The 24,704-nt window shown below is 58.9% G+C and carries 27 protein-coding genes and 1 tRNA gene; 17 read left to right on the top strand and 11 right to left on the bottom strand.

Going from position 1 to position 24,704, the window contains the following annotated elements:
- Positions 1-2 precede the first annotated feature (2 nt).
- The 4 genes from SIB83_RS07785 to SIB83_RS07770 form a co-directional block, all read right to left on the bottom strand.
- A complete protein-coding gene (locus tag SIB83_RS07785; RefSeq protein WP_413745467.1) occupies positions 3-374 on the bottom strand; it encodes a hypothetical protein in 372 nt (123 codons plus the stop codon).
- A complete protein-coding gene (locus SIB83_RS07780; RefSeq protein ID WP_413745466.1) occupies positions 371-643 on the bottom strand; it encodes a hypothetical protein in 273 nt (90 codons plus the stop codon). The genes SIB83_RS07785 and SIB83_RS07780 overlap by 4 nt, the downstream gene beginning before the upstream one ends.
- Before the next feature lie 861 nt (positions 644-1,504).
- A complete protein-coding gene (locus tag SIB83_RS07775) occupies positions 1,505-2,788 on the bottom strand; it encodes a hypothetical protein (protein ID WP_413745465.1) in 1,284 nt (427 codons plus the stop codon).
- Positions 2,789-2,944: 156 nt separating this feature from the next.
- Positions 2,945-3,016 (bottom strand) — tRNA-Val (locus SIB83_RS07770).
- Between the two features lie 55 nt (positions 3,017-3,071).
- On the opposite strand from SIB83_RS07770, the gene SIB83_RS07765 reads away from it, so the two are divergent.
- Complete coding sequence (locus SIB83_RS07765) at positions 3,072-3,584, top strand: metal-binding protein (RefSeq protein WP_413745464.1); 513 nt, start codon at positions 3,072-3,074, stop codon at positions 3,582-3,584.
- A gap of 29 nt (positions 3,585-3,613) precedes the next feature.
- Complete coding sequence (gene mazG, locus SIB83_RS07760; RefSeq protein ID WP_413745463.1) at positions 3,614-4,459, top strand: nucleoside triphosphate pyrophosphohydrolase; 846 nt, start codon at positions 3,614-3,616, stop codon at positions 4,457-4,459.
- Between the two features lie 2 nt (positions 4,460-4,461).
- On the opposite strand, the gene SIB83_RS07755 is transcribed toward mazG, so the two are convergent.
- Both SIB83_RS07755 and arfB read right to left on the bottom strand, forming a co-directional pair.
- Positions 4,462-4,638 (bottom strand): hypothetical protein, encoded by a 177-nt coding sequence (locus tag SIB83_RS07755; protein ID WP_413404817.1) that lies wholly within the window; start codon positions 4,636-4,638, stop codon positions 4,462-4,464.
- 60 nt (positions 4,639-4,698) lie between these two features.
- The gene (arfB, locus tag SIB83_RS07750; protein WP_413747329.1) at positions 4,699-5,133 is read right to left on the bottom strand and encodes an alternative ribosome rescue aminoacyl-tRNA hydrolase ArfB; all 435 of its coding nucleotides are present in this window, start codon (positions 5,131-5,133) and stop codon (positions 4,699-4,701) included.
- 110 nt (positions 5,134-5,243) lie between these two features.
- Here arfB and speE point away from each other — a divergent pair, with 110 nt between their 5' ends.
- Together speE and speB are read left to right on the top strand one after the other, a co-directional pair.
- The gene (gene speE / locus SIB83_RS07745; RefSeq protein ID WP_413404815.1) at positions 5,244-6,107 is read left to right on the top strand and encodes a polyamine aminopropyltransferase; all 864 of its coding nucleotides are present in this window, start codon (positions 5,244-5,246) and stop codon (positions 6,105-6,107) included.
- On the top strand, positions 6,104-6,970 hold the full coding sequence (gene speB, locus SIB83_RS07740; protein ID WP_413404813.1) for an agmatinase: 867 nt from the start codon (positions 6,104-6,106) through the stop codon (positions 6,968-6,970). The genes speE and speB overlap by 4 nt, the downstream gene beginning before the upstream one ends.
- Here the strand turns inward: speB and SIB83_RS07735 are convergent.
- Together SIB83_RS07735 and SIB83_RS07730 are read right to left on the bottom strand one after the other, a co-directional pair.
- Positions 6,964-7,344, bottom strand: coding sequence for a cyclic nucleotide-binding domain-containing protein (locus SIB83_RS07735; protein WP_413404811.1), 381 nt, complete (start codon positions 7,342-7,344; stop codon positions 6,964-6,966). The two genes, speB and SIB83_RS07735, sit on opposite strands and share 7 nt — an antisense overlap.
- A 108-nt stretch (positions 7,345-7,452) precedes the next feature.
- Complete coding sequence (locus tag SIB83_RS07730) at positions 7,453-7,626, bottom strand: hypothetical protein (protein WP_413404809.1); 174 nt, start codon at positions 7,624-7,626, stop codon at positions 7,453-7,455.
- 234 nt (positions 7,627-7,860) lie between these two features.
- On the opposite strand from SIB83_RS07730, the gene gcvT reads away from it, so the two are divergent.
- The 7 genes from gcvT (at position 7,861) to SIB83_RS07695 (ending at position 15,579) form a co-directional block, all read left to right on the top strand.
- Positions 7,861-8,964, top strand: a complete 1,104-nt coding sequence (gene gcvT / locus SIB83_RS07725) for a glycine cleavage system aminomethyltransferase GcvT (RefSeq protein ID WP_413745462.1) — start codon at positions 7,861-7,863, stop codon at positions 8,962-8,964.
- A gap of 49 nt (positions 8,965-9,013) precedes the next feature.
- Complete coding sequence (gene aspS / locus SIB83_RS07720) at positions 9,014-10,849, top strand: aspartate--tRNA ligase (protein ID WP_413404805.1); 1,836 nt, start codon at positions 9,014-9,016, stop codon at positions 10,847-10,849.
- Between the two features lie 82 nt (positions 10,850-10,931).
- Positions 10,932-12,062 (top strand): RNA polymerase sigma factor, RpoD/SigA family, encoded by a 1,131-nt coding sequence (locus SIB83_RS07715; RefSeq protein WP_413745461.1) that lies wholly within the window; start codon positions 10,932-10,934, stop codon positions 12,060-12,062.
- Positions 12,063-12,091: 29 nt separating this feature from the next.
- On the top strand, positions 12,092-12,574 hold the full coding sequence (locus SIB83_RS07710) for a Dps family protein (protein WP_413404801.1): 483 nt from the start codon (positions 12,092-12,094) through the stop codon (positions 12,572-12,574).
- A 60-nt stretch (positions 12,575-12,634) separates the two neighbouring features.
- Entirely contained in the window at positions 12,635-14,314 is a 1,680-nt protein-coding gene (locus SIB83_RS07705) for a CTP synthase (RefSeq protein ID WP_413745460.1), read from the top strand.
- Between the two features lie 2 nt (positions 14,315-14,316).
- Positions 14,317-14,934, top strand: coding sequence for a 7-carboxy-7-deazaguanine synthase QueE (locus tag SIB83_RS07700; protein WP_413747328.1), 618 nt, complete (start codon positions 14,317-14,319; stop codon positions 14,932-14,934).
- Between the two features lie 33 nt (positions 14,935-14,967).
- Entirely contained in the window at positions 14,968-15,579 is a 612-nt protein-coding gene (locus SIB83_RS07695) for a M23 family metallopeptidase (protein ID WP_413745459.1), read from the top strand.
- Positions 15,580-15,586: 7 nt separating this feature from the next.
- Here the strand turns inward: SIB83_RS07695 and SIB83_RS07690 are convergent, their stop codons facing one another.
- Entirely contained in the window at positions 15,587-16,135 is a 549-nt protein-coding gene (locus SIB83_RS07690) for an ecotin family protein (RefSeq protein ID WP_413745458.1), read from the bottom strand.
- Positions 16,136-16,162: 27 nt separating this feature from the next.
- Here SIB83_RS07690 and queC point away from each other — a divergent pair, with 27 nt between their 5' ends.
- The 3 genes from queC to SIB83_RS07675 are packed head-to-tail and all read left to right on the top strand — an operon-like array spanning position 16,163 to position 18,980.
- Entirely contained in the window at positions 16,163-16,843 is a 681-nt protein-coding gene (gene queC / locus SIB83_RS07685; protein WP_413406211.1) for a 7-cyano-7-deazaguanine synthase QueC, read from the top strand.
- The gene (locus tag SIB83_RS07680; protein ID WP_413404793.1) at positions 16,840-18,147 is read left to right on the top strand and encodes an anthranilate synthase component I family protein; all 1,308 of its coding nucleotides are present in this window, start codon (positions 16,840-16,842) and stop codon (positions 18,145-18,147) included. Before queC ends, SIB83_RS07680 begins: the two co-directional genes overlap by 4 nt.
- Positions 18,144-18,980: an aminotransferase class IV gene (locus SIB83_RS07675; protein WP_413745457.1), complete on the top strand. Its 837-nt coding sequence runs from the start codon at positions 18,144-18,146 to the stop codon at positions 18,978-18,980. The genes SIB83_RS07680 and SIB83_RS07675 overlap by 4 nt, the downstream gene beginning before the upstream one ends.
- Before the next feature lie 14 nt (positions 18,981-18,994).
- On the opposite strand, the gene SIB83_RS07670 is transcribed toward SIB83_RS07675, so the two are convergent.
- Entirely contained in the window at positions 18,995-19,816 is an 822-nt protein-coding gene (locus SIB83_RS07670; protein WP_413745456.1) for an HAD-IIB family hydrolase, read from the bottom strand.
- Entirely contained in the window at positions 19,813-21,543 is a 1,731-nt protein-coding gene (locus tag SIB83_RS07665) for an alpha-amylase family glycosyl hydrolase (protein WP_413745455.1), read from the bottom strand. Before SIB83_RS07665 ends, SIB83_RS07670 begins: the two co-directional genes overlap by 4 nt.
- A gap of 69 nt (positions 21,544-21,612) precedes the next feature.
- Here SIB83_RS07665 and SIB83_RS07660 point away from each other — a divergent pair, with 69 nt between their 5' ends.
- From SIB83_RS07660 to SIB83_RS07650, 3 genes are all read left to right on the top strand, one after another.
- Complete coding sequence (locus tag SIB83_RS07660) at positions 21,613-22,908, top strand: glycosyl transferase (RefSeq protein ID WP_413745454.1); 1,296 nt, start codon at positions 21,613-21,615, stop codon at positions 22,906-22,908.
- A gap of 242 nt (positions 22,909-23,150) precedes the next feature.
- Positions 23,151-23,360, top strand: a complete 210-nt coding sequence (locus tag SIB83_RS07655; protein ID WP_413745453.1) for a DUF1830 domain-containing protein — start codon at positions 23,151-23,153, stop codon at positions 23,358-23,360.
- Positions 23,361-24,087: 727 nt separating this feature from the next.
- A complete protein-coding gene (locus SIB83_RS07650; protein WP_413745452.1) occupies positions 24,088-24,660 on the top strand; it encodes a hypothetical protein in 573 nt (190 codons plus the stop codon).
- The last annotated feature ends 44 nt before the right edge of the window (positions 24,661-24,704 follow it).

The following is a 24,704-nucleotide window of genomic DNA, read 5'->3' as shown; positions in this document are numbered from 1 at the left end:
CGCTAAGCCAGCGTTTCCCGTGCCAGGTCATCAATCTCCTGACACTCCTCTGTGGTGAGGGTGTTCTGGAGCTCACCCATTTCAAGGTGACTGCTGCCGTACACCGACCACGCGAAGGAATCGTGGACAGGGTGCAATCCCTGGCCAGCCATTTGGTCAACAACTGCAGCAGCTGCCAACTGAACGTGAGTCGGGTGCCATTGATAGGGGCGGTCGAGATCATGACCTGCCTCCGCATAGAAGATGTCGGAAGCGCGGTTCATCACCGTGGCGGCATGTTCCATCCGTTTCCGCCAAGCCTCATTTGCGTCGGGGTTGCTGGAGTTGATCCCCCAGGCCATGCGCCCATATGGAGCTTCGTTTGTGGTGGTCATGAGTCAGCCCCCGCAGTGAGTGCAGCAGCGGCAAGTTGACTCAGCCCCGGATAAGTGGCCGCGGCGATCGTCCGTGTGTTCAGGTCGCCTTCCAGCAAGACGGCCAGCTCGTTGATTTCCTTGGCCATGTGGACGACGGCACTGTGAAACTCGATTGGCCCCTTTGCCTCCTTGCAGGCTTGAGCCAGTGGTTGCTTGTGCAGCGGTGTGGTCATTCGATGGCCTCCTGCCAATGCAGCGGCCTCGGTTGTCAATTGGGTGGTCTTCATTTCTCTCCTGGGTTCTGTGTTTTGATTTTCTTGAGCAAGGAATCAAGTTCCTTTTGCTCCTCGGATTGCGATGGCACGGGCATGCGAGCCAGCTCGGCAAACCGTTGCTGACATGCACCGATATCCCATGTGATCGGTGAGTTTCGGAAGGGTCCTCGGAAGAAATGAACCCCGGGCGTCAGACACCCTGAATCGATCAATCGCATGAGTTGCGATTTCAATCGACCAAGCGCCTGCGCCGCAGCTGGGGTCTTAAGAACCCCATCTCTGATTGGCATTTGCGGATTAGATAAGCGGCTAAGCCGCTGCAGATGTGAAGGCTTCAAGCAGGCGCCGAGTCACCTTGCGGAATTGAATCCACTCAGGTTGAGCATCGGGGCCCCAAGAGTTTGCGAGTTTTTCTTTGTAAGGGCTCAGCACTTCCCGGATGGGTGAAGTGCTGAATCTGATGGTTCCATTCGGATGAATGGTTCGCGCGCGCTTAAAAGCACGAACAAGCTTCTCCGCTGGGATTGTTCCTTTTGGGGTGAAAATCCTAAGAGATTCCCCTGTTCGGGGATGCTTAACGCGGACTACTGAAGAGGTTCGAACAGGCTTACTCACTTGAGCCAACGCAACGACAACGTGGTCAGGTGCCTGCTCACTGCATCCTCTCGAATGCTCGCAATCATCCACTTCGGATGTGACGGGAGCTAATCCGTCGGCGTGCTTCTTTGAATATAACGCGCAACGCTACGAATGGTGTAGCAAATGACATCAACCACCCAGATGCAGTGTCAGCGAGATCAAAAAATCACATGCGCTGATTGATAACAGCTGAAAAAACCTCGCTTCCGTTTTCCTGGGAATATCAGCTCACGTTTACACCATCGCCTCAAGTTTTCTTCGAGCCACCACAGCCTGGGCTTGCTCAAGTGCGGTGTCGAGAATCTCCTGATCGATCTGGCTGCCGTAGTGACGGCTGTGGGTCAGCAGGCTGTGGCCCATCAGGCCAGCGGTCTTCCTGGGGCTGAAGCCGTAATCCTCATGAGCTCTAGCGGCATAGGCATGCCGCATGGAATACGGCACCAGATCATTGCCTGCGTTCCCGGTGGGAGGGAGCTCAGCGGTCTCCGCTTTCAACTGCTGCCAGACACTGTTGCGGGCCAGGTACTGAGACAGGGCATGGCCAGCGGCCAGCATCTCCCCCTCCTCATTGACCCGGAAGCAGGCAGACGGCAGACATGCATTCCCCTGCTCCTCGAGCATCGCCAGCAGGTTGGCCGAGTGCCCCTCAAGACCAGCTGGATCCAGGCCAACAATGTCGCGGGGATCAGTGCCCTCCTCCTTCCTGGCCGTCCGCTTCCGATAGCTGCAATGCAGGAACCCACCCTTCGGTGAGAGGTAGGCGAGTTCCACTCCGCGGAGGCCGAAGCAGGCCACAAAGCCAACGGCATTCCGCCACTGCGGATTGTCGACACCCTCCAGCAGCCGAACGATCTGGTCGTCCTTGGCAAATGTTGTGAGTGTGGTGCCCTTCGGCTTGCTGCCGACAAACGGCTTGAGGTTCGAAGGTGGCTCCCAGCGGGGATCGGCCGCACATTCATTGACCGCATGCCGGAGCAGCTGCGCGGCGTACTGGATTCGGTGCTTGCGGCCATCAGAGCCAGGCTCACCACCGACACCCACCAGGCGCTGGAGCAGCGTCTTGCTGTTCACCGGCTTGGGCTTGGTGGCCAGGGCCGTCAGCAGATGATTCATCTCTGGCTGATACATCCGCCGCCAGGTGGTGGGCTTGATGCCTCCTGACTCGACCTTGGCCTTGCGGAAGTCTTCGACGATCGCCGTCCAGTCGGTGTCGCCTGCGATGGTGGTGCTGACGGTGGACTTGGCCAGCAGCTGGTGAGCTTCCTTCAGGCCTCGGCCTTGGCTCATCAGAGCCTTGAGTTTCTCGGCAGTGGTTAGCAGCGCAGCCTGGCTGGTTCCCGCCCAGGGGAGCTCGAGCACCACACTGCTGCGCTGGCCATCGTCGAAACGAACGGTCAGCTGGATCCGGCCGCGGATGTCTCGCACCATCCACCCCTCACCGGCCAGGCCCGTGAGCGCCTGCCGCATGCCCTTCACCCATGCCGGGGCTTTCGCTGGCTTCCGAGGCGTCGCAGCCATGAGCATCTCCCTTAATCCGTCTCGCCATTGTGCGCACAGGCGTGCGCACAGGTCAATCGAAACGCTGCATCAAGCCAGTTCAAGCGTCACGGACGCTTGATGACATGAACTCCCAAAAGCCAGTTCAGAACTGCTTTTTTGAGTGGTGGTCCGGGATGGGCGATACGGGGATCGAACCTGTGACAATCTCCTTGTAAGGGAGGTGCTCTACCGCTGAGCTAATCGCCCGAGATGCTGATTCTGCCTGATCGAGGCAGGCTGGAGCAGCTCATCACGAATTGCCGTGGCCTCAGGCCGAGACCATGACCGGGCCACACTCGCCTGCAGCCTTCCCATGGGTCTGCTGACGTCGTTATGGCTGGGTTGGTTCAATGCTGCCCTGACAACCCTGGCATTCGTAGTTGGGGGGCTCTGGCTGTCCCCTGATCTTGATGTGCGCTCGAACGCTCTCAGGCGCTGGGGGGCGCTGCGCTGGATCTGGTGGCCCTATCGACGACTGCTACCGCATCGCTCCCTCTTCTCCCACGGCCCCTTGATCGGCATGGCATTGCGGTTGGTGTGGCTGTCGGCCCTGACGCTGCTGATCTGGAAAGCCGCTGCATCGCTGCTTGCACCTGCCTTCCCAACCCCTTCACAGGCATGGCCAGACCTGGTCTCGGCACTGAGGCATCATCCCCGGACCTTGATCGGCATCCTGGTTGGTCTGGAGGGCAGCGTATGGCTGCATCTGATCCTGGATGGGGATCCACTGCCAGCAGAGTGCCGGAAACCATGGCGCAGAAACCGACGCCGGTGAGAGGGTGGCCACAACCGTATGCGGTTTCCATGGCCCCAGGCTCAGAAGCGTCGCAACAGGGCCCACTTGGCCGGCTGGAGGACCTGGTGGCGCAGTTGCGCGATCCTGCAGAAGGCTGCCCCTGGGACCTTGAACAGACCCACCAGTCGCTAATTCCCTATGTGCTTGAGGAAGCTCATGAAGTGGCCGACGCCATCCGTCATGGCGATGACAGGCACTTGAAGGAGGAGCTCGGTGACCTGCTGCTGCAGGTGGTACTGCATGCACGAATCGCCCAGGAAGACAACCGCTTCGATCTCAATTCCGTGGCATCCGGCATCAGCGAGAAACTGATCCGGCGCCATCCCCATGTCTTCGCTGACGTCGAAGCCCGCGACAGCGCAGCTGTTCGCATCACCTGGGAGGCCATCAAGGCGCAGGAACGAGCAGAGGACGCAGATGCCATAGCCTCGGCATCCCCCCTCAGTGATCAACTCGCCTGCAAAGTACGTGGACAGGCGGCGCTCGCCGGTGCGATGACCATCTCGAAAAAAGCTGCCCAGGCCGGCTTCGAATGGGAGGACATGGCCGGGGTCTGGGCCAAGGTGAAGGAGGAACTCGAAGAGCTCGAGGAAGCCATCGCATCAGGCGACCGAGCCCATGCACAGGAAGAGCTTGGAGATGTCTTATTCACCCTGGTGAATGTGGCCCGCTGGTGTGACATCAGCCCGGAGGAAGGGCTCGCAGGCACCAATCAACGCTTCCTGAACCGTTTTTCTCGGGTCGAAGCGGCACTGGGTGGTGATCTCAGGGGCCAGAGCATCGATGCGCTTGAGAGGCAGTGGCAGCAGGCCAAGCAGGCCATCCGATCAACTGAATCCAGATCGGAGGGCTGAATTCAGTCGTGAGCGGCGATCGTTCCTTCGGTTGTGCCCCAGAGATGACGCTTGACCTGGTCAGCCTCGCGAATCAACGCTCTGGCCTGCTCACGCGTAGTGCAGCTCCGTGCCCCTTCCTCAAGGCGCAACAGAGTGACAAGTTCGGCTGAAGGATGGCGGGCTTTTCCCTGATTCATCAGTCCCCCTCCAAGTTGTCTTAATTGCACCTTAACCAGGACATTGCCCTGGGCAAACACCTAGTCATCCAGTGAAGGCCTGCCTTGTCGGCGGCGCTTGAGTTCACTGCGCCTGCCTTTGGCCTCAAGCCTCCGTTTGACGGCAGCACGGCCCGGACGTGTGGGTCTTCGCCTGGGCGGAGGAGGCTTGAGACCCTCTCTCAGCAAATCCGCCAGTCGAGCCAGCGCCCTCTGACGGTTTTGCCACTGGGAACGCTCCTCAGCCGCAACAATCCGCAGACAGTTCCCCTCGATGCGCGACGCCAACTGGTTACGCAAGCGAGCCTTGCGGAAAGGACCAAGGACCCTGGAATTCTCCAAGTCGAATCTCAACTCCACCCTGGAATCAGTGGTATTCACACCCTGCCCCCCCGGACCAGAGGACCTGGAGAAACGCCACTGCAGCTCCGCGGCTGGAATCACCAGACGGTCATTGATCGGCAGATCCTGAATCACGCTCCGCTTCCGAAGAGGACTGGGAGTGGTGCCAGCAGTCTGCGTCAGGCCCAGGCAAACCATGGGTCAACGCTGTTCTTAGCTGGAAGGAAGAATCTTTCTCAACCTTCATGACCAAGGCATCCCCGGCCACCGGCGGCTGGATCGATGAACACCATGAAGGGGTTCGTTATGGACTCGCCGGACAGGTGCTGCTGGATGAGCAAAGCAGCTTCCAACGCATCACCGTGATTGACAGCGAGCGCTACGGCAGAGGACTGCTGCTGGATGGGTGCTGGATGACCGCAGAACACCAGGAACGGCACTACCACGAAGCATTGGTGCATCCCGCTCTTTGCAGTGCCGCGACCATTGAACGCATTCTGGTGATTGGCGGGGGCGACGGCGGCACTGCCCGCGAATGCCTGCGCCATCCAGGCGTCCGTCATCTCGACATGGTGGAGATCGATGGCCGGGTGGTGGAGCTCAGCCAGCAGCATCTGGCCACGATTGGTGGAAGCTGCTGGCAGGACCCTCGCTTTCACCTCACGGTGGGTGATGGCATCGCCTGGACAGCGAACTGCACCGACGCCAGCTACGACGTCGTGATCGTGGACGGTTCCGATCCGGCAGGGCCGGCCGAAGGTCTGTTCAACCGCAGCTTCTTTGAGCACTGCCGCCGCATTCTCAAGCCGGGCGGCGTCTTTGCCACCCAGAGCGAGTCGCCCGAAGCGTTTCGTCAGGTCCACATCGACACCGTTCGGGTGCTGCGGGCTGTGTTCGGTCATGCCGATCCCCTTTACGGCTGGGTGCCGATGTACCCCAGCGGCTGGTGGAGCTGGACTTTCGCTGCGATGGACGAACCCCGTTACCGCAACGTCCTCCCGGAGCGGGCAGCCAGCATCGCCGCAGGCTGCGAGATCTGGAGCCCTCGATGGCAGTCCGGTGCCTTTGCAGCGATGCCTGCCTTCATGGAACGAGAGTTGTCGGCATGACCCTTCCCGACCATTCACTGTTTGATCGTGAGGGGGCGATCTATATGGGCGCCAGCCGGGATCCGAACGGCTGCAAAGTGGGTCTGTTCGGCGTGCCCTACGACGGCACGACATCCTTCAGACCTGGAACGCGGTTCGGACCGTCAGCGGTGCGGGAAGTGAGCACAGGCCTTGAGACCTACTGTCCCCAGCTCGACCAAGACCTTGAGGCCATGGCCTACGTCGACCTCGGAGCGGTCGAGATCCCATTCGGAGCCCCCGAACCAGTGATGGAGGCTGTACATCACGCCACGACCCAGGTCCTTGACCTTCAGCTCAAGCCGCTGATGCTGGGCGGCGAACATTCCATCAGCTCCGGAGCTGTCGCCGCTGTGGCCGAACGACATCCGGATCTGGCTCTCGTGCAGCTGGATGCCCATGCCGATCTCCGGGATGAATGGCTGGGATCGCGGCACAGCCACGCCTGCGCCATGCGGCGCTGCCTGGAGGTGCTTCCGAGTCGGGAGCTGCTGCAGATCGCCATTCGCAGCGGGACCAAGGAAGAGTTTTTGGAATTGCGCAGCAGCGAAAGACTGGTCCCCTTCGATCAGATGGTCTCCCGTCTACAGGGTCTGCGCGGCGAACCTCTTTATCTAACCGTTGACCTGGACTGGTTTGACCCAGCGGTGATGCCCGGCACAGGAACCCCGGAACCAGGCGGCTTTCTCTGGCAACACTTCGCTGAACTGGTGAACGAATTACGCCATCACCACCTGGTCGGAGCGGATGTTGTTGAACTCGCTCCTCAACTGGATCCGAGTGGCATCAGCAGCGTTCTGGCAGCCAAGGTGACCCGCAGCCTGCTGTTGCTGATGGCTCAATAAAAGTGTGCGGCGTCCAGACGCTGCTCCCGCAGTCGTCTGTGCTGACCACTGAGCAGGCTGAGCACGAGTGTGGGGTGCCCGTGAATCAGCTCCAGAAAACTGTTGCGATCGAGCCGGAGCACGTGAACTGGCGTGATCGCACGCGCTGTTCGGCTGTGATGGGCGTCATCCGCCGCAAGGTCTTCATAGAAGAAGACCTCTCCATCGCCGTAGCGGAGGCGGTCACGACCACCGGTCGTGAGCTCCACCAGTCCTCGCTCAATTGCGTAAAGAGCTGTCGCCGATTCACCCCGCTCAAACAGGATGCTGCCCGTAGGCAGCAGCAACTGATCAACATTGCGATGCTCAGCAATCAGCTGAACAGCGGTCGGCATTGATATTGATGTAGAGACCGACAACGGGAACGCAAACAACCGTAAGTCTCTTCATTCTTGCGACCGATTCAGAGGTTGTTGTAACTGAAACGACACACCCTGAATGGGTCACAGCACCTGGGCTGGTTCTTCAGATTGCCCTAAACCATCAACGGAAGATCCGAGGTCCAGCTGCCGGTCGCCTCCGACGAGAGGCTGCTCAGACGACACCAGGCCAGGGAGAACAGGAGCGCGCGCTGTCCAGTGATGGCACCAGATCACCCTTGCGAGCTCAACGTGCACCGTCAGATTCCGCAGCCTGCACCAGCCCCCACCCCCGCCGCCCTGAGCAGGAATGCAGTGTTGACAAGACTGGCTGGAGGACTTGGACAGTTGGCGTTCTGAACTATGGAGTTCAAGCTAAGGACGCTTTCCATTGCGGTCGATGCCGGAGCTGCAATCTGCGGCTTTGCTTCCACTTCCAACGCAAACCGGAACTGCATCCATAGGATCCGCTGTAACCGCCTGGTCTCCGTCATGGATCTGCAACGCACGCCGCTCCATGACCTTTGCCACGAGGCCAAGGGCCGCATGGTTCCCTTTGCCGGCTGGGAGATGGCAGTGCAGTTCTCGGGGCTGATCGCCGAACACAAAGCCGTGCGCGAAGCCGCGGGGATGTTCGACATCTCCCACATGGGCGTCCTTCGGATCGAAGGCAGCAATCCCAAGGATGCTCTGCAGACCCTGGTCCCAACAGACCTGCACCGGATCGGCCCAGGACAGGCCTGTTACACGGTGCTGCTCAACAACAACGGCGGCATCCGTGACGACCTGATTGTTTACGACCAGGGGGAGACTGCTTCCGGCGACGGCACTCTGCTGGTGGTGATCAATGCCGCCTGCGCCGACAGCGATACGGCCTGGCTGAAACAGCAGCTGGAACCGCGAGGTCTGCGTGTTGAGGACGAAAAGAAGGATGGCGTGCTGCTGGCTCTGCAGGGTCCGAAGGCCATTGCCATTCTCGAGAAGCTGAGCGGAGAACCTCTGCATGAGCTACCTCGCTTTGGCCATCGCCAATTGCGACTTCAAGGGCTGGGCGAAGAGGTGTTCTGCGCCCGGACCGGCTACACGGGAGAAGACGGTGCTGAACTCCTTCTGAACCAGACAGATGGACGCAAACTCTGGTCACGACTGCTGGAACTGGATGTGATGCCATGCGGCCTAGGAGCACGCGACACCCTGCGTCTGGAGGCCGCCATGCACCTTTACGGCCAGGACATGACCGCCAGCACCAACCCATTCGAAACAGGCCTGGGTTGGCTGGTCCACCTCGAGATGCCGCAGGACTTCATTGGACGCAAGGCTCTGGAGCAGGTCGCTGCCGACGGGCCCTCACAGCGGTTGGTGGGATTGAAGCTGAAGGGCCGAGCCATTGCCAGGCATGACTATCCAGTGCTGCACAACGGTGAAAAGGTGGGGGTGGTCACCAGTGGCAGCTGGTCACCCACCCTGGAGGAGGCCATCGCCCTTGCCGTTGTGCCCAAGGAACTGGCCAAGATCGGCAGCGAACTTGGTGTGGAGATCCGCGGGCAGGTGCAACCGGCCACGGTGGTGAAGCGGCCCTTCTACAGGCGTGGATAAAGGGGCACGGGCTATGGGAAACTCGCCTGTCACCAGCTGAATTGATCCCATGCGCAGCAACGGTTGCGGCGACCTGCGCAAGCAGCACATTGATAAGCAGGTGCAGCTGTGCGGCTGGGTGGATCGACGCCGGGACCATGGCGGTGTGATTTTCATTGACCTGCGCGATCGCAGCGGCACAGTGCAGATCACCGTGGACCCCGATCTCGGTGCAGAGGCATTTGCTGTGGCCGAACATCTGCGCAGCGAAACCGTGCTGCAGGTTGAGGGGAAAGTGCGAGGTCGCCCAGCTGAATCCCTCAACGAGAAGCTGGCAACCGGCGCTGTGGAAGTGCTGGCCAGCAGCATCACCGTGCTTAACAGCGTGAAGGGGAACCTTCCCTTCCCCGTTTCCGTGCACGACGAGGAGAACACCCGCGAAGAGCTCCGACTGCGCCATCGCTATCTGGATCTGCGCCGCAAGCGCATGAACGACAACCTGCGGCTGCGGGCTCAGACCATCCAGGCCGCCCGTCGCTTCCTGGAGGACGAAGGCTTCATCGAGGTGGAAACCCCGGTGCTGACCCGCTCCACCCCGGAAGGAGCCCGCGATTATGTATTGCCCAGCCGGGTCTGCGGCGGCGACTGGTTCGCCCTGCCCCAGTCCCCCCAGCTGTTCAAGCAACTGCTGATGGTGGGGGGTATTGAGCGCTACTACCAGGTGGCCCGCTGTTTCCGCGACGAAGACCTGCGCGCCGACCGCCAACCGGAGTTCACCCAGCTGGACATCGAAATGAGCTTCATGGATCAGGAGCAGATCCTGGAGCTGAATGAATCGCTGATCTGCGCCATCTGGAAGGCGGTGAAAGGAATCGAGCTGCCCCGCCCCTTCCCGCGCATGACCTGGCATGACGCCATGGAGCGCTACGGCACCGACCGACCCGACACCCGTTACGGCATGGAGCTGGTGACCGTTTCGGACATCGTCAAGGAGATGGGGTTCAAGGTGTTCAGCGGTGCGGTGAAGTCCGGCGGCGCGGTGAAGGTGATTGCGGTGCCGGGCGGCAACGACGCTCTCTCCAATGTGCGGATCAAGCCCGGTGGCGATGTGTTCGGCGAGGCCCAGGCCGCTGGAGCGGGAGGTCTGGCCTTCATCCGCGTGCGCGAAGGGGGAGAGATCGACACGATCGGTGCGATCAAGGACAACCTCAGCGATGAGCAGAAGCAGGAGCTGCTCAGTCGCACCGGAGCCCAGCCAGGCACGCTGCTGCTGTTCGGTGCCGGTGACACCGCCACAGTCAACAAAGCCCTCGACCGGGTGCGTCAGTATCTGGCCAGGGAGCTGGACATGGTCCAAGCCGACCGAGACAACGACCAATGGAACTTCCTCTGGGTCGTGGACTTTCCGATGTTCGAGTTCAACAGCGATGAGAATCGTTTTGAGGCTCTGCATCACCCCTTCTGCGCTCCAAACGCAGAAGATCTGGGCAACGACCCATCGGAATGGGCCAAAACACTGCCGCAAGCCCGCGCTCAGGCTTATGACCTCGTGCTCAACGGACTTGAACTCGGTGGGGGCTCGCTGCGCATCCATGACTCGGCACTGCAGCGACAGGTGCTCCAGACCGTGGGTCTGCCCCTGGAGGAAGCCCAGGAACAGTTCGGCTTCCTGATGGACGCCCTTGATGTGGGGGCTCCTCCACACGGAGGCCTGGCCTTCGGCGTCGACCGGATGGTGATGTTGCTGGCCGGCGAGGAATCGATCCGTGACACAATCGCCTTCCCCAAGACCCAGCAGGCGCGTTGTCTGATGACCAACGCTCCAGGCGCTGTCGCCGGCAAGCAGCTTGAAGAGCTGCATGTGGCCAGCACCTGGGTGGAAGAGAGCGACGCGGCCGCGAACTAGAACCCGAACAGAAACCGGCGTTTCGGAGCACCGGACTCTCAGATGATCAACCCTGGAGAAACAGTGAGCCATCCAGGGTTTCTTGGCCAAACACGCCCGATCGACGGGGCAAGCCCCGATCCGCTGGAGCGGTGGCAACGACCTGCTGCGCCTGTATCTGCAGGACATCGGTCGAGTCGACCTGCTCACCAGCGAGGAAGAAGTCACCCTCTCTCGTCAGGTCCAGGCGCGGGAGAAACTGCTGGTTCAGGAGCGGGACCTCAGCACACGCCATGCAGCAATCCGGATCCTGCTGGATCTGGAGGAGCTGCAGCTGCGCGAAGCCAATCAGGTGAGCCACTGGCCCACGCGTCAGGAATGGGCACGCGCGGCAGAGTTGCCCCTCGAGGAACTCAATCGTCAGCTGAATGAGGGGTACAGCCTCTGGGCCGAGGAAGTGGGTCTGGAAGCCAAGGAATTGCAGCGACGACTTCGGGAGGGACGCAGGGCCAGGGACAGGATGATCCAGGCCAACCTGCGCCTGGTGGTAGCGGTGGCCAAGAAGTATCAGCAGCGAGGCATGGAGCTGCTGGATCTCGTCCAGGAGGGCACGCTTGGCCTTGAACGGGCCGTGGAAAAATTTGACCCCACCAGAGGCTTCCGCTTCAGCACCTACGCCTACTGGTGGATCTGTCAGGGGATCACCAGGGCCATCGCCACTCAGAGCCGAACGATTCGTCTGCCGGTGCATGTCACCGAAAAACTGAATCGCATCAAACGCGCCCAGCAGGAGATCGCCACCGAAAAGGGACGCCTCGCATCGGTGAGTGACCTGGCCAGGGAACTGGGACTGAGTGAAGAAACAGTGCGCATGACGCTGATGCGGGTTCCTCGCTCGGTCTCACTGGAGACCAGGGTCGGCAAGGACCAGGACACCCAGCTGGGAGACCTGCTGGAAGACGGAAGTGCCACACCTGAACAGACCCTCACCCGTGATTCCCTCCACGACGACCTGGAACATCTGCTGGATGAACTCACGCCGCGCGAAGCGGAAGTGATCCGCAGCCGTTTCGGACTTGAGGATGATCACCCTCGCACTCTTGCGGAAATCGGAGAAGCGATGGCGCTGTCGCGAGAGAGAGTTCGTCAGATCGAGACGCGAGCTCTGCTCAAGCTGCGTCAACCGCAGCGGCGATCCAAGGTGAAGGATTACATCCTGGGCCTGGATTCCTGATTCGAACGACCGTTACCCCACCCTCTTCCATGGCCAGCGCGCCCCAGATCGACATCGGTATCCCTCAGGAACAGCGCGAGGAAATCGCAGCTGGGCTGAGTCGATTACTTGCCGATACCTATGTGCTTTACGGAAAAACCCACGGGTTTCACTGGAATGTGACCGGTCCGATGTTCAACACACTGCATCTGATGTTCATGAACCAGTACACCGAGCTGTGGAACTCGCTGGACGAGATTGCTGAAAGAATCAGAGCTCTCGGTGTGGTTGCCCCCTATGGCGGCGCGACTCTGGCCGGACTGGCTTCCATCAAGGAAGTCACTCAGCAACCTGCAGCCCTCGACATGGTGAGGGAGCTGGTTGCAGGCCATGAAGCCGTGGCCAGAACTGCCCGCAGCATCTTTCCTCTGGCGGAGACAGCGAGCGATGAACCCACCGCTGATCTGCTGACCCAGCGCCTGCAGATTCACGAAAAGACGGCCTGGATGCTCAGGAGCCTGCTGGAGGGCTGAAGACCTCCGGTCCTTGTCCTCTTGGTGCGATGGGTACATTGAAGAATCGACCAGGGGTTCATGGCCAAGTTCGTCTTCGTTACCGGTGGTGTCGTCTCCAGCATCGGCAAAGGCATCGTGGCCGCAAGCCTGGGACGTCTGCTCAAATCGCGTGGCTACAGCGTTTCGATTCTGAAGCTGGATCCTTACCTCAACGTGGACCCAGGCACGATGAGCCCCTTTCAACATGGCGAGGTCTTCGTCACCGAGGACGGGGCTGAGACCGACCTCGACCTGGGTCATTACGAGCGCTTCACCGACACGGCGATGTCACGCCTCAACAGCGTGACCACCGGCTCGATTTACCAGTCGGTGATCAATAAGGAGCGCCGCGGTGATTACAACGGTGGCACGGTGCAGGTGATTCCGCACATCACCGGTGAGATCCGCGAACGGATCCATCGCGTGGCCGCCAACAGTGGCGCCGATGTGGTGATCACAGAAATCGGCGGCACCGTGGGTGACATCGAATCTTTGCCATTTCTCGAAGCGATCCGTGAATTCCGCGGGGATGTGGGTCGCCATGACCTGGCCTATATCCACGTGACCCTGCTGCCCTTCATCGGCACCTCCGGAGAGCTGAAAACCAAACCCACTCAACATTCAGTGAAGGAGCTGCGGTCGATCGGCATCCAACCCGATGTGCTGGTCTGCCGAAGCGACCGGGACATCAATCCCGAACTCAAACGCAAGATCGGCGGTTTCTGTGGGGTCCCTGAACGGGCCGTCATTCCTTCCCTCGATGCCGACAGCATTTATGCCGTGCCGTTGACCCTTGAGGACGAGGGTCTCTGCCGCGAAGTGCTCGATGTGCTGCAACTCGAGGACCATGAGAGCGACATGGCCGGCTGGGCACAGCTCGTGCATCAGATGCGCAACCCAGGGCCGACCGTCAAGGTGGCACTGGTGGGCAAATACGTGCAGCTCAACGACGCTTACCTCTCTGTGGTGGAAGCCCTGCGTCACGCTTGTCTGGCACAGAATGCCTCACTGGATTTGCACTGGGTCTGCGCTGAGCAGATCGAAGACGAAGGCGCCGAAAGCCTGCTGAAAGGAATGGACGCCGTTGTGGTGCCGGGTGGCTTCGGCAACCGCGGTGTTGACGGCAAAGTGGCCGCCATCCGCTGGGCAAGGGAACAGCGGGTGCCCTTCCTGGGTCTGTGTCTCGGCATGCAAACGGCAGTGATCGAGTGGGCCCGCAATCAGGCCGGTCTCACCGACGCATCCAGTGCCGAACTCGACCCGGAAACCCAGCATGCAGTGATTCACCTTCTTCCAGAGCAGCAGGACGTCATCGATCTCGGCGGCACCATGCGCCTTGGCGTTTATCCCTGCCGAATCGCGGAAGGCTCGATGGCAGCACGCCTCTACGGCGATCAGGTGGTCTACGAACGGCACCGGCACCGCTATGAGTTCAACAACGCCTACCGAAGCCTCTTCCTCGAGTCGGGTTATCGCATCAGCGGCAGCTCACCGGATGGCCGGCTGGTGGAGCTGATCGAGCTGCCGGGTCATCCCTTCTTCACAGCCTGCCAGTACCACCCGGAGTTCCTGTCGCGACCCGGCAGGCCTCATCCACTGTTCCGCGGTTTGATCGAGGCAGCCCAGCAGCGCCTGCCCTCCAGTCCAAGCGAGGCTCTGCGGCAACAAGGTTCAACCATCGGCAGCCGTGATTTCCCTGAAGCCAGCCGCAAACCTTGAGCATTGCCAAGTCCATCGACGGCCTGCCATTGGTGGAAACCTTCCACTCCTTGCAAGGGGAAGGTCTGCATGCGGGTCGCAGTGCTTTTTTCATCCGCCTCGGTGGCTGCAAGGTGGGCTGCAGCTGGTGTGACACCAAGCATTCCTGGTCTGAACACGTGCACCCGCAACGAAGAGTCGAAGAGCTTGCACAGGATGTATTAAAGGCCGCCAGAGCTGGAGCGGCGTTCGTGGTGATCACTGGCGGAGAACCTCTTCACCACCCGCTCGAACCGCTGACAAGCGCCATCCGCAGCAGTTGCTCACTACCCATCCACCTTGAAACAAGCGGGGTCGATCCCCTCAGTGGCAGCCCCGACTGGATCACACTCTCGCCGAAACGACACAAACCACCCAGGCAGGATCTGCTAGCCAGTTGCCATGAGCTGAAAGTGGTGGTGCATGAAGCTGACGATCTGCTGTTCGCCGATGTGGTGGCCGCCCAGGCTCCTCAGGCTCACTGGCTCGTGCAACCGGGGTGGGACAGCCAGGAAGGCCAGGAGCTGGCGGTGGCCAAAGCACAGAGAGACGGACGCTGGCGGCTGAGCCTGCAGAACCACAAGTGGCTCGGCGTGCGCTGAATCGATACAACAGCGGAATCAGATCCGCTTGCCATGCAGCGCAACAATCTGCTGCCGATCACAGCGCAAGGGACGCTGATCGCGATGGCCTTGGTCGGTCTGGGTCCAAACATCTGTGCTGAGCCCGTCCGACCCGAACGGGTGCCTCAACGCACCGGTGTCTCAAATCTCGCCTTGCTGAGCCATGCCCGCCCACAACGACTACCAAAGTCGCACCGTCCTTTTCGCAAAGGCGAAACGCTTCGTCTGGTGTATCCGCTGCCGCAACCTGCGCAGGAAATGAAGCCCTATGGCTGGCGCTACTCCAACGATCACCAACGCTGGCGCATGCACGTGGGCCATGACCTGATCGCTCCTGCGGCAACCCCGGTTCAGGCCATGCTTTCTGGACGGGTACAACTGGTGCAGTCGATCAGCGGCTATGGGCTCACGGTGTTGCTGGATCATGGCCGGGGCTGGCAGACCGTGTACGCCCACCTTCAGAGCTCTGACGTTCACCTAGGTCAGCTGGTGCGAGCCGGAGACCGCATCGGTCGCGTCGGTCGCAGCGGCTCGGCCAGCACCGACCATCTGCACGTGGAGCTCAGACGGCTGGAGGGGCGCCAGGCCTTCGCTCTGAACCTTGGTCCGCTCCTGCCCCACTGAGCCCGATCTAGAGCCGGACGGCTTCCTGCTGGCGTGTCTCGGCTTTCCAGACCCGCCAACGCAATTCAATGTTCTCGGGCAGATCCACAACAATCGGCCAGGAGGCGTTGTACGGAACCAGATAGGGCTGTTTACCCATCGACAGGAAAGACGTTCGGGTGGGCTGATCATCGGGGCAGGCCATCTTGGTGCTGATCACAGCGACGGGACCTTTCACTTCGAACAGTGCCTTCCCGGATGCCTTGGGCAGCATGCGCATGGTCATCCCAGAACCTGAAAGCCGCTGAGTGTTGCAATCGAGTGTGACCGTCTGGCCCACGATCAGCTGAATCCGCCAGTCGAGCGGTTGCGAAGAGATAAGGGGGTCTGCACTCTTGGGCAGCAGACCCGAGGGCTGAATCACCCAACGCTTCAGGCCGGGGGCAGGCTGCGGATAACCGGTCAGATTCAGGCGAGGAATTGCAACACCGGGCAGCGAAGCCACAGCGCAGAGCGAGAGAAGAGCTCCAAAGCTGGCGATCGGCTTCAACAACAACTGATGCGGAGGCTTCGTCATCACCCCAAGGGCAACAGAATGCTCAGCATGACCGATTTCACGGCGATTGCCCTCCTATCAGGCGGACTGGATTCCGCCACAGCTGCAGCTCTGGCGGTGGAAGCGGGCGGGCGAGTGATCGGGCTCTCCTTCGATTACGGCCAGCGCCATCGACGTGAACTGCAGGCAGCCACCTCCATCGCCGCAGCTCTCAACCTGGCCGAGCACCACACCATCAGCGTGAACCTGGCCAGTTGGGGGGGGTCGTCGCTAACGGATCAGCAACAGGCATTACCGACCCATGGGGTGCAGGAGGGAGTCATCCCCAACACCTATGTGCCTGGAAGGAACACGGTATTCATCAGTATCGGCCTCAGCCTGGCTGAGGCCCGCAACGCAGACCGGGTCGTTCTTGGGGTCAATGCCGTGGACTACTCGGGGTATCCCGATTGCCGGCCCGACTATCTGGAGGCTTTCCAGACCCTTGCGAACCTCAGCAGCAAAGTGGGACGGGAAGGACATGGCCCCCTGCTCTGGGCGCCCCTGGTGGAATGGAGCAAGCAGCGGATCGTGGAGGAAGCCCTGCGCCTGGGGGTACCGATTGAGTCCACCTGGAGCTGCTACAGCGGAGGGAACAGACCCTGCAGCGTCTGCGACAGCTGTCGCATCCGTGATGCGGCTCTGCGCGATGCCGGTCGCCCCGATCTATGCAGTAGCGAAGACCAATGACCCTGCTGCGCAGGCGTCTTCCCTGGCTCGAGCCGGCATTGGTCGCTGAAAACCTGGCTCAACTTCACGGTGAGAGCGGACTGATCTGGCTCGATGGAGATGGCAGCGAACTTGGGCGGCACATCACCCTGGCCGTTGACCCTCTGGAGCAGTACTGCTGCCGAGGGCTGCCGGGAGAGCCGGGAGCCACCAACCCCTTCACCACTCTTCGGCAACTCAGGGACGGCCACTGGACTGGATGGCTCAGCTACGATGCAGCCGCCTGGACGGAACCCGGCAACCCCTGGCGTGGCGATGTGATGGCGACCCTCTGGATCGCACGCCATGATCCGGTGCTGCGATTTGATCTTCAAGCCGGAGAGATCCATCTGGAGGGCGTCGACCCAATTCGCCATGCCGCAATGGCATGCACTCTCGAGAGCCTTGACACCTCCCGGAACCCGTCAAGAACTCCGCAGAAGCTTGGATGCAGCTGGCATCGGCACAACGATCGCGCCTCCTACAAAGCAGGCGTCAACAGAATCCGTGAGCTGATCGCCAGCGGCGATCTGTTCCAGGCCAACCTCACCAGCTGCGCAAGCAGCACCCTCAGCAGCAATGTCGGCAATCTTGAGCTGTACGGACGGTTACGCGATCAATGCCCTGCCCCCTTCAGCGGTCTTCTGATTGGCAGTGGTGCTGCAGCAGGTGAAGCGGTTCTCTCCACCTCCCCCGAGCGCTTTCTGCAGGTGGAGGCCAGCGGAGCAGTCCAGACAAGACCGATCAAAGGAACCCGCCCACGCCATGCTGATCCCTGCATCGACGACGATCTGGCAGCGGACTTGGTCTGCAGCACCAAGGATCGCGCCGAAAACGTGATGATCGTGGATCTGCTGCGCAATGACCTGGGTCGAGTCTGCCGACCTGGATCGGTGCAAGTGCCAGACCTGGTGCGGCTCGAGAGCTATGCCCGGGTGCACCATCTCACCTCCGTTATCACCGGTCAGCTGCGTTCGGATGCCACCTGGGTGGATCTGCTGGAAGCCAGCTGGCCAGGCGGTTCAATCACTGGAGCACCCAAGCTGAGAGCCTGCCAACGGCTGCATGAGCTGGAAGCTCAGGGCCGTGGCCCCTATTGCGGCTCGCTGATCCACCTCGACTGGAACGGCCGCTTCGACAGCAACATCCTGATCCGCACCCTGCTGCGAAAAGATGCACAGCTAAGGCTCCATGCCGGTTGCGGGATTGTGGCTGACTCCGATCCAGAGGCGGAAGCAGACGAGCTCGACTGGAAGCTGCTGCCCTTGCTGGAGGCACTGACATGACACCGACAACTCTTGGCTGGCATCACGGCGAGTGGGGCAGTGCCGACACCCTCGGCATGCCTCTCAGCGATCGCGGTCTGCAGCTTGCGGATGGAGTGTTTGAGACGGTCCTGATCCAGGACGGAACGTCACAGCTGCTGAGTGAACATCTGCAGCGGTGGCAGCACAGCGCAACACTGCTCGGGATGGCAGCACCTCCAGCTCGCCCCTGGCTGGAGCAACTGGTTGATGAAGCCATCACCCGAGCAAGCCTGAACACTGTCGGTACAACAGGAGCAATGCGTCTCAACTGGAGCAGGGGCAGCATTGCCGGCCGTGGAATCGGCTTACCATCAGCTGAACCGGATCCAACCCAGCACCGCTTCTGGCTCACCCTTCAACCCCATCAGCCCGATTTTGAACCCGCGCAGGCCTGGATCAGTGTTCAGGAACAACGCAACACCAACAGTGTTCTCAGCCACTGCAAGACCTTCGCCTACGGCCAGGCGATTCAGGCCAGACGAGAAGCCAAGGCACAGGGGTCAGAACTGGCTCTGCTGCGCAACACCAACGGTGATCTCTGCTGCGGCGACAGCGCCAACCTGCTGGTGAAACGACAGGACTCCTGGATCACACCACCGCTGAGCAGCGGTTGCGTGCCAGGCGTGATGCGAGCCAAAGCACTGCAACAGGGAGTTGTCACAGAAACGCACATTGGTCCGTCGCTGCGAGCCGACGACCAGGCGCTGCTGATCAACAGCCTGGGCTGCAGATCCCTCAAGCAGGTCGACGGAATGGAGCTGCATCCCTCTGCCGAAGCGAAGCAGCTGTGGCAGCGGCTGCTTCTTGGCTGAGACTGAACAGACTTTCAGGCGAGAAGCGTGTTGTTGTCCTGCAGCCCTGGAATCCACTTCAACACTGCTGCTGACCAACCCTCACCATGGGGTGCTGAAGCCAGTTGATAACGACCCTCCGCCACACCGGCCAGCAGCCTGGGGTGCGGTCCGGCTGCTCCTGGAACCACCACCGCACAGTCGCTGACATCCAGCAACGGCAGGTCATTGGGCGAATCCCCCAGAGCCAGCACCTTCACGTCCGGAACTCCCTGACGTTGTTTGAGGGTCTTCAGTGCCTGGCCCTTGCTCACACCGGCACCCAGCAGATGACCGAGACGATTGCCCTGCACCACGCCCAGCTGGCGCATCTCAGCCAGCACCTGAAGACGATGCCGAGATTCAGAGAGCTTCGGTGGGACGAAGGGAACGCTGCACTGACGGCGCTGTGCCATCTGCAGAGCCTCACCGCTGAGGCCTAAGAGCCGATCAGCATCCATCTCACTGAGATCATCGAGGGCCTGGAGCGGCTCCCCGAGCTCACGCTCAAGATCAGCAAGCTGCGGTCTGAGCTGTCTCCAGGATGGGCCAAGATCTTGGCGCCATAACTCGCCGGTTGCAGATTCTCCATAGATGGCTCCACCGTTTTCGACGATGAACGGATCGTGCAGATCGGCCGACTCACGGAAGCTGAGCACCTCCTCTACCGTCTTGCTCGTACAGGGGATCACAGGAATGCCGTGACGCTGCAGGCAGCGGATCGCGTCCATCGCAACTGACCAGTCGTAGTGATGATCCATCAGCGTGCCGTCGAGATCAGTCACAACCCACCAGTTGAAATGTGGAGTCATCGTCATGGCTGCACCAGCCAGAGCACGGCGTACGGCTCCAGTGCATGTCGCTTTAGCGGCGCAAACTGCTGATCAGTGAGACGATCAACCCAGACCCGATCATCTCGGCCGCCCAGAACGGTGGGATCAAACGTCAGACGTGATGCCGTGAAGTTGTGCACAGCCACCAAACTGTGACCCTGATGGGAGCAACGCAGAACGACACGATCAACGCGATCCGGGCTGAGCACGTCCAAGACGCTGTCCGGATGCAGTGCAGGCAGCTCGGCCCGCAGCGTGAGTGCCTGGCGCAGAGCCGTCAACACAGCGGTCGTGTCGCTATCGGGATCATCAAGGCGTCGCTCCAACGCAGCTGCGTTGAATTGAGGACGATTGAGGTCCCTGCGATGACCACTTTGACGAAAGCGGGCCAGATCGTTCGGACTGGCAAGCAAAGCCGGTAGATAAAAGGCAGGAATGCCTGGCAGCACCAGCTTCAGCATTTCGGTGAGCAGAAACCGCTCGCGCTGAAGATGAGCTGGATCGAGACCTCCATCAGCCATGGCGCTCCACCAGCTGATGTTGATCTCATAAGGAACGTCATCCCCACCAGCGAGACGACGGTGACTCACCAAGCCACCTCGCTGCTCACAGCCAATCAAAAAATTCAATAAACGCCGCTGGGGCATCAGACCCTCCAGTGGCCTCAACCCCACCCCGTCATGACAGGCCGTGAAGTTGAGCAATGCGGTGGAGTTTGGCAGCTGGGGCCAGCGCGTAAGCCAACGGTTCAGCAGATCTGCAGACCCACTCATGGTGGCCTCCATCAACAGGGGAGGAAGCGGGAAGTTGTAGGCGAGATGGGCTTCATGCCCACTGCGCAGATAGGAAAGGTTCTCCTGCTCCGGAACATTGGTCTCCGTCACCACCACGCCACCACCAGCGCAGGCGTACGTGAGCAGATGTCGCATCACCTCAACCAGTCGATGGACTTGAGGGCGATGAATGCACGAGGTGTTGGGCTCCTTCCAGACGAAACCAACGGCATCGAGTCGAATCCAACGCACACCATGGGCGAGCTTCTGCTTCAACAAACGCGTGAAGCCAAGCAGAACTTCAGGACAACGCCAATCCAGATCAACCTGATCCGGTCCGAATGTGGTCCACACCTGACGCTGACCCACGGAGCTCTGCAGTTGGGTGAACAGCGCTGAACTGCGCGGACGGACCACATCGTCCCAGCAGGGATCAGGGGCAGCTTCCAGCACACACAAACGACCAGGCTCCTCATCTCTCAGAAACTGACGCACCCATGGATGAGACGCAGAAACATGGTTGAGCACCAGATCGGCCATCAATCGACGCCCCTCGGCCAACGCAGCGAGATCACTCCAGTCGCCATGCCGCGACTCCAACTGCTCATGACTTGAAACGGCAAACCCGCCGTCGCTGGTGGACTCAAGAAACGGCAGCACATGAATCACAGTTGCAAACACCTGCAGATGGCGGTTGACAAAGCTACGCAGGGCCTGCAATCCAGGTTTTGCATCATCAACGACAGAATCCGCGTAGGTGATCAACACCACATCGTCTCGATACCAGCAGTGATTCGCATCTGCCGAATCGGCATGCTCTGAAGCCGGTCCGAGAATTTGCAGCAATTGCGACGACAACGCTTGGAGATCGCCGGAAGAATTGTGCGGGTAGAGATCACTTAGCAGGGTTCGCAGCGTTGGATCGCGCGGAGGCTGCATCAGGTTCCACCAGAACGTTGTTCAGGTATGGAACAGGTTTCTCTCCTCTGTTGTCGCATCGAACACCGCATGGATTTTCAGCAAAGCCTGATCACCACGGTTCATGATTACAGCCTTGGCAATCTCGACGCCATCGACTTCAACAAAGAGCTTCAGCAAAGACCGACCGCCTTGCTGATTCCTTGTCTGATGGAGGAATTCAATCGGCCAGCACTAGCCCTGATCCGCGACACGCTGTCCAAGCTCACAGGACTTTCCAGCCTGGTGATCGCCCTTTCCGCCAAGAGCATCGAAGACGTCAACACAGCCAAAGCCTTCTTTGCCGATATGCCGTTCCCGGTGCAGGTGCACTGGACAAACAGCCCTGCAGTGATGGAAGTGCTCTCCTCCATGGGCAGCTTGGGCCTGGATTTAACAGGCCCTCCCGGCAAAGGCTGGGCTGTATGGCAAGGGTTGGGAGTTGCGTGTCAGCAAGCTGAAGTCATCGGATTATTTGATGCAGACATCCGCACCTTTGGCTCTGGCTATCCGGAACGGATGCTGCGTCCATTACTCAACCCGTCTCACGGAATGGCCTACGTGAAGGCGTTCTATAGCCGTCTTTCATTAGAAACCCAGGCTCTACAAGGGCGGGCCACACGACTATTTGTAGGCCCGTTACTGGCAAGCCTGGAGCAAATTTTTGGGACACTGCCTTACCTGCGCTACCTCCAAACCTTTCGTTATCCACTGGCCGGTGAGTTCGCTTTCACACGCGATCTGGCGATGAATTTGCGAATCCCATCAGACTGGGGCCTCGAAATGGGGCTGCTCTCCGAGGTCTATCGACACGTTGCACCCAGCAGGATCACACAAGTGGATCTTGGGTTGTTTGATCACAAACACAAAAGCCTGGGAAACAAGCCCGACGAAGGGCTGCAACGCATGGCCAGCGAAATCTTTTGCACTGTCCTGCGCAGCCTGATGGAGCACGAAGGCTGCGTGATGTCGATGGATCAACTACCGACACTGGAGGTGCTTTACAGACGTGTGGGCGAAGACCGCGTCCGTCAATTCGGACTTGATTCTGCCATCAACCGTCTTCCCTACGACCGCCATGGCGAAGAGTTGGCATTGCACCGCTTTGCTGACCTGCTGCGCCCAAGCTTGAACGGACTACTTGCATCACCCATTGCGCATCAGCTGCCAAGTTGGTCTCGACTAAATAGCTGCAATCCTTCCTTTGCATCTGACCTTGCCCAAGCAGGACACGTTGAACCACCACTACAGCTATACGAGTCTGCACTGAAGCAACCTCGTCGTCCAAATCATTATCCAACACATCAGACAGTGACGCAGGAAGCCTCAACTACAGCAGTCGCCTGAGCTCACAAAAGTTAAAGCCACCAAAACAAAGACAAGAGGAGTTATTTGTATTGCCACGAACAAAAGATCAGTCACAACAACTACCAAATCAGATCATTCGGTATCAAGCCAAAAAATCAAAACCAGCTTTGTATGAATTCGGTGACGAATTAGACATTTATGCCGGCGCATCCTGAGGAAATTAGAAGCATCAGCTCAGAATTCAGATGATGGAATGCGTTTACCGGAATGACACGAACAAAATGGTGGTGGTGAAGTGCGTCGGCAAACATCATTTTTATCTTGAAAAGGTGGTAATGCCAAAAGAACTTTTCTGGTTTGAAGCACCGAGGGAGGCACGGCTGGAACTCTGGAAAATGTCACCGCAAGGCCAAATGCTGGACATTCGCGCAAACGTCTCTGACTACTCGATCGAAAATGATCCGATTACTGAATCAGCCTACGCAAGCTAGGCAAGACACAAACACTCCCAAATTCAATCTTTATTTCGAGCATCAACACCAAAAATCTCACCTTGCAACAGTCAAACAATTGAAGTTAAGATTGAGTTCAATTTAAAGAGCTCAAACGACAAGCCTGCTCCCACACTAAACAGGCGCTTCAAGGCAAAAACAGTTGAATTGACAGAGAATAATATGTAAACAGAACTCAAACAACAACGATTAATCGATAAGACAAGAACTAATACCGAGTCAGGAGTGCTTGGCAACTAAGTTATTCAAAGCAATCCTCATTTTAAAGTTCAAACCAGCCTCATTTAACGTAATGGATACCCCGATAGACAAGCAGCTTTCTAGAACACGGCACCAAAGGAAGTCCTATCAATTCAGCAGTACGCTTAGATCGGATGAAACCCTCAGGAACACATAGGTCTCGATTAACGATGGCTTCCTCTCTGCGAGCAAGGTAAGTGGCTCTGCGGTAGGTGAGAGATTGACAGGGCTTACTCGCAATGCCAACGCGTGGCTCATAGCGATGACCACGGAAAGTAAGAATTGCCATTTTGGAATTCCGTATCATCCCAGGCCCCCGTTCCATGGCCTGATTGAATGCGCCTCAACCGATTCAAGGAAAAGGTGAACGACTTTGTAGCTGAAACTACAAAGTCAAAATGGATAGAAGAGCAATATAAAATCAGCTTCTTGGGGCAAATTGATACAATTTGTAGCATTGACAATTTTGGATAGCCTCAAAACCCGCCGGATCAATAAAAACAAAAGCAATCAGCTCATTAAGAGCGTGGTGATTTTGACAACATGCGGCATCGCTCACGGTTGCAGTTCAACCCAAGTGGGTGACGCACAAAGCTCTGTCAAAGAAGTACCCGTCAGCGAGGCAAAAGTTGGAGATGTACTTGTGAAAACAAATGAAGTTCAAGTGATATTAACTGCACCATTTAAACCTGGACAGCCCAATGGACTCTATGACGGTGGCGTAAAGAATCAATCAACCACAGGCGACATTTCGCATTATGAGGTCAATGCCATCTGCAGCATGCCCGACCTTCAGGGCTGGCCAGAATACGACAACATATACGGAAAAATAATCAGCGATCCCAGCGAGGCTGGAAAAGAGGGTGGGAATACGCAATGGCAGTTGTTATTAATGTTTGACGGAGAGCAACTATCGAAGGGTGAAGAATCAGCACCGTCATGGGCTAAAAGATTAGCCCAAAACCTATGCCGCAAAGGTGCTTTTGACGACAGCAATATCGAAGTACAGACAACGCCTAACAAAACAAAAGAAAAGTAGTAAGGAGCGATACAAAATGCACCCTATCCAGCAATAACAGCAAA

The organism is Synechococcus sp. MIT S9507 (assembly GCF_047304715.1).
Lineage (GTDB): Bacteria > Cyanobacteriota > Cyanobacteriia > PCC-6307 > Cyanobiaceae > Synechococcus_C.
The sequence above is the reverse complement of the archived record's forward strand: the minus strand, read 5'-3'. Positions and strand labels throughout refer to the sequence as shown.

Bases quoted from the DNA above. Each gene is read 5' to 3' on its own strand.
- SIB83_RS07785 (WP_413745467.1), bottom strand. From the start codon at position 374: ATGACCACCACAAACGAAGCTCCATATGGGCGCATGGCCTGGGGGATC.
- SIB83_RS07780 (WP_413745466.1), bottom strand. From the start codon at position 643: ATGAAGACCACCCAATTGACAACCGAGGCCGCTGCATTGGCAGGAGGC.
- SIB83_RS07775 (WP_413745465.1), bottom strand. From the start codon at position 2,788: ATGGCTGCGACGCCTCGGAAGCCAGCGAAAGCCCCGGCATGGGTGAAG.
- mazG (WP_413745463.1), top strand. From the start codon at position 3,614: ATGGCCCCAGGCTCAGAAGCGTCGCAACAGGGCCCACTTGGCCGGCTG.
- SIB83_RS07755 (WP_413404817.1), bottom strand. From the start codon at position 4,638: ATGAATCAGGGAAAAGCCCGCCATCCTTCAGCCGAACTTGTCACTCTG.
- speE (WP_413404815.1), top strand. From the start codon at position 5,244: ATGACCAAGGCATCCCCGGCCACCGGCGGCTGGATCGATGAACACCAT.
- speB (WP_413404813.1), top strand. From the start codon at position 6,104: ATGACCCTTCCCGACCATTCACTGTTTGATCGTGAGGGGGCGATCTAT.
- SIB83_RS07735 (WP_413404811.1), bottom strand. From the start codon at position 7,344: ATGCCGACCGCTGTTCAGCTGATTGCTGAGCATCGCAATGTTGATCAG.
- gcvT (WP_413745462.1), top strand. From the start codon at position 7,861: ATGGATCTGCAACGCACGCCGCTCCATGACCTTTGCCACGAGGCCAAG.
- aspS (WP_413404805.1), top strand. From the start codon at position 9,014: ATGCGCAGCAACGGTTGCGGCGACCTGCGCAAGCAGCACATTGATAAG.
- SIB83_RS07710 (WP_413404801.1), top strand. From the start codon at position 12,092: ATGGCCAGCGCGCCCCAGATCGACATCGGTATCCCTCAGGAACAGCGC.
- SIB83_RS07705 (WP_413745460.1), top strand. From the start codon at position 12,635: ATGGCCAAGTTCGTCTTCGTTACCGGTGGTGTCGTCTCCAGCATCGGC.
- SIB83_RS07695 (WP_413745459.1), top strand. From the start codon at position 14,968: ATGCAGCGCAACAATCTGCTGCCGATCACAGCGCAAGGGACGCTGATC.
- SIB83_RS07690 (WP_413745458.1), bottom strand. From the start codon at position 16,135: ATGACGAAGCCTCCGCATCAGTTGTTGTTGAAGCCGATCGCCAGCTTT.
- queC (WP_413406211.1), top strand. From the start codon at position 16,163: ATGACCGATTTCACGGCGATTGCCCTCCTATCAGGCGGACTGGATTCC.
- SIB83_RS07680 (WP_413404793.1), top strand. From the start codon at position 16,840: ATGACCCTGCTGCGCAGGCGTCTTCCCTGGCTCGAGCCGGCATTGGTC.
- SIB83_RS07675 (WP_413745457.1), top strand. From the start codon at position 18,144: ATGACACCGACAACTCTTGGCTGGCATCACGGCGAGTGGGGCAGTGCC.
- SIB83_RS07670 (WP_413745456.1), bottom strand. From the start codon at position 19,816: ATGACGATGACTCCACATTTCAACTGGTGGGTTGTGACTGATCTCGAC.
- SIB83_RS07665 (WP_413745455.1), bottom strand. From the start codon at position 21,543: ATGCAGCCTCCGCGCGATCCAACGCTGCGAACCCTGCTAAGTGATCTC.
- SIB83_RS07660 (WP_413745454.1), top strand. From the start codon at position 21,613: ATGGATTTTCAGCAAAGCCTGATCACCACGGTTCATGATTACAGCCTT.
- SIB83_RS07655 (WP_413745453.1), top strand. From the start codon at position 23,151: ATGGTGGTGGTGAAGTGCGTCGGCAAACATCATTTTTATCTTGAAAAG.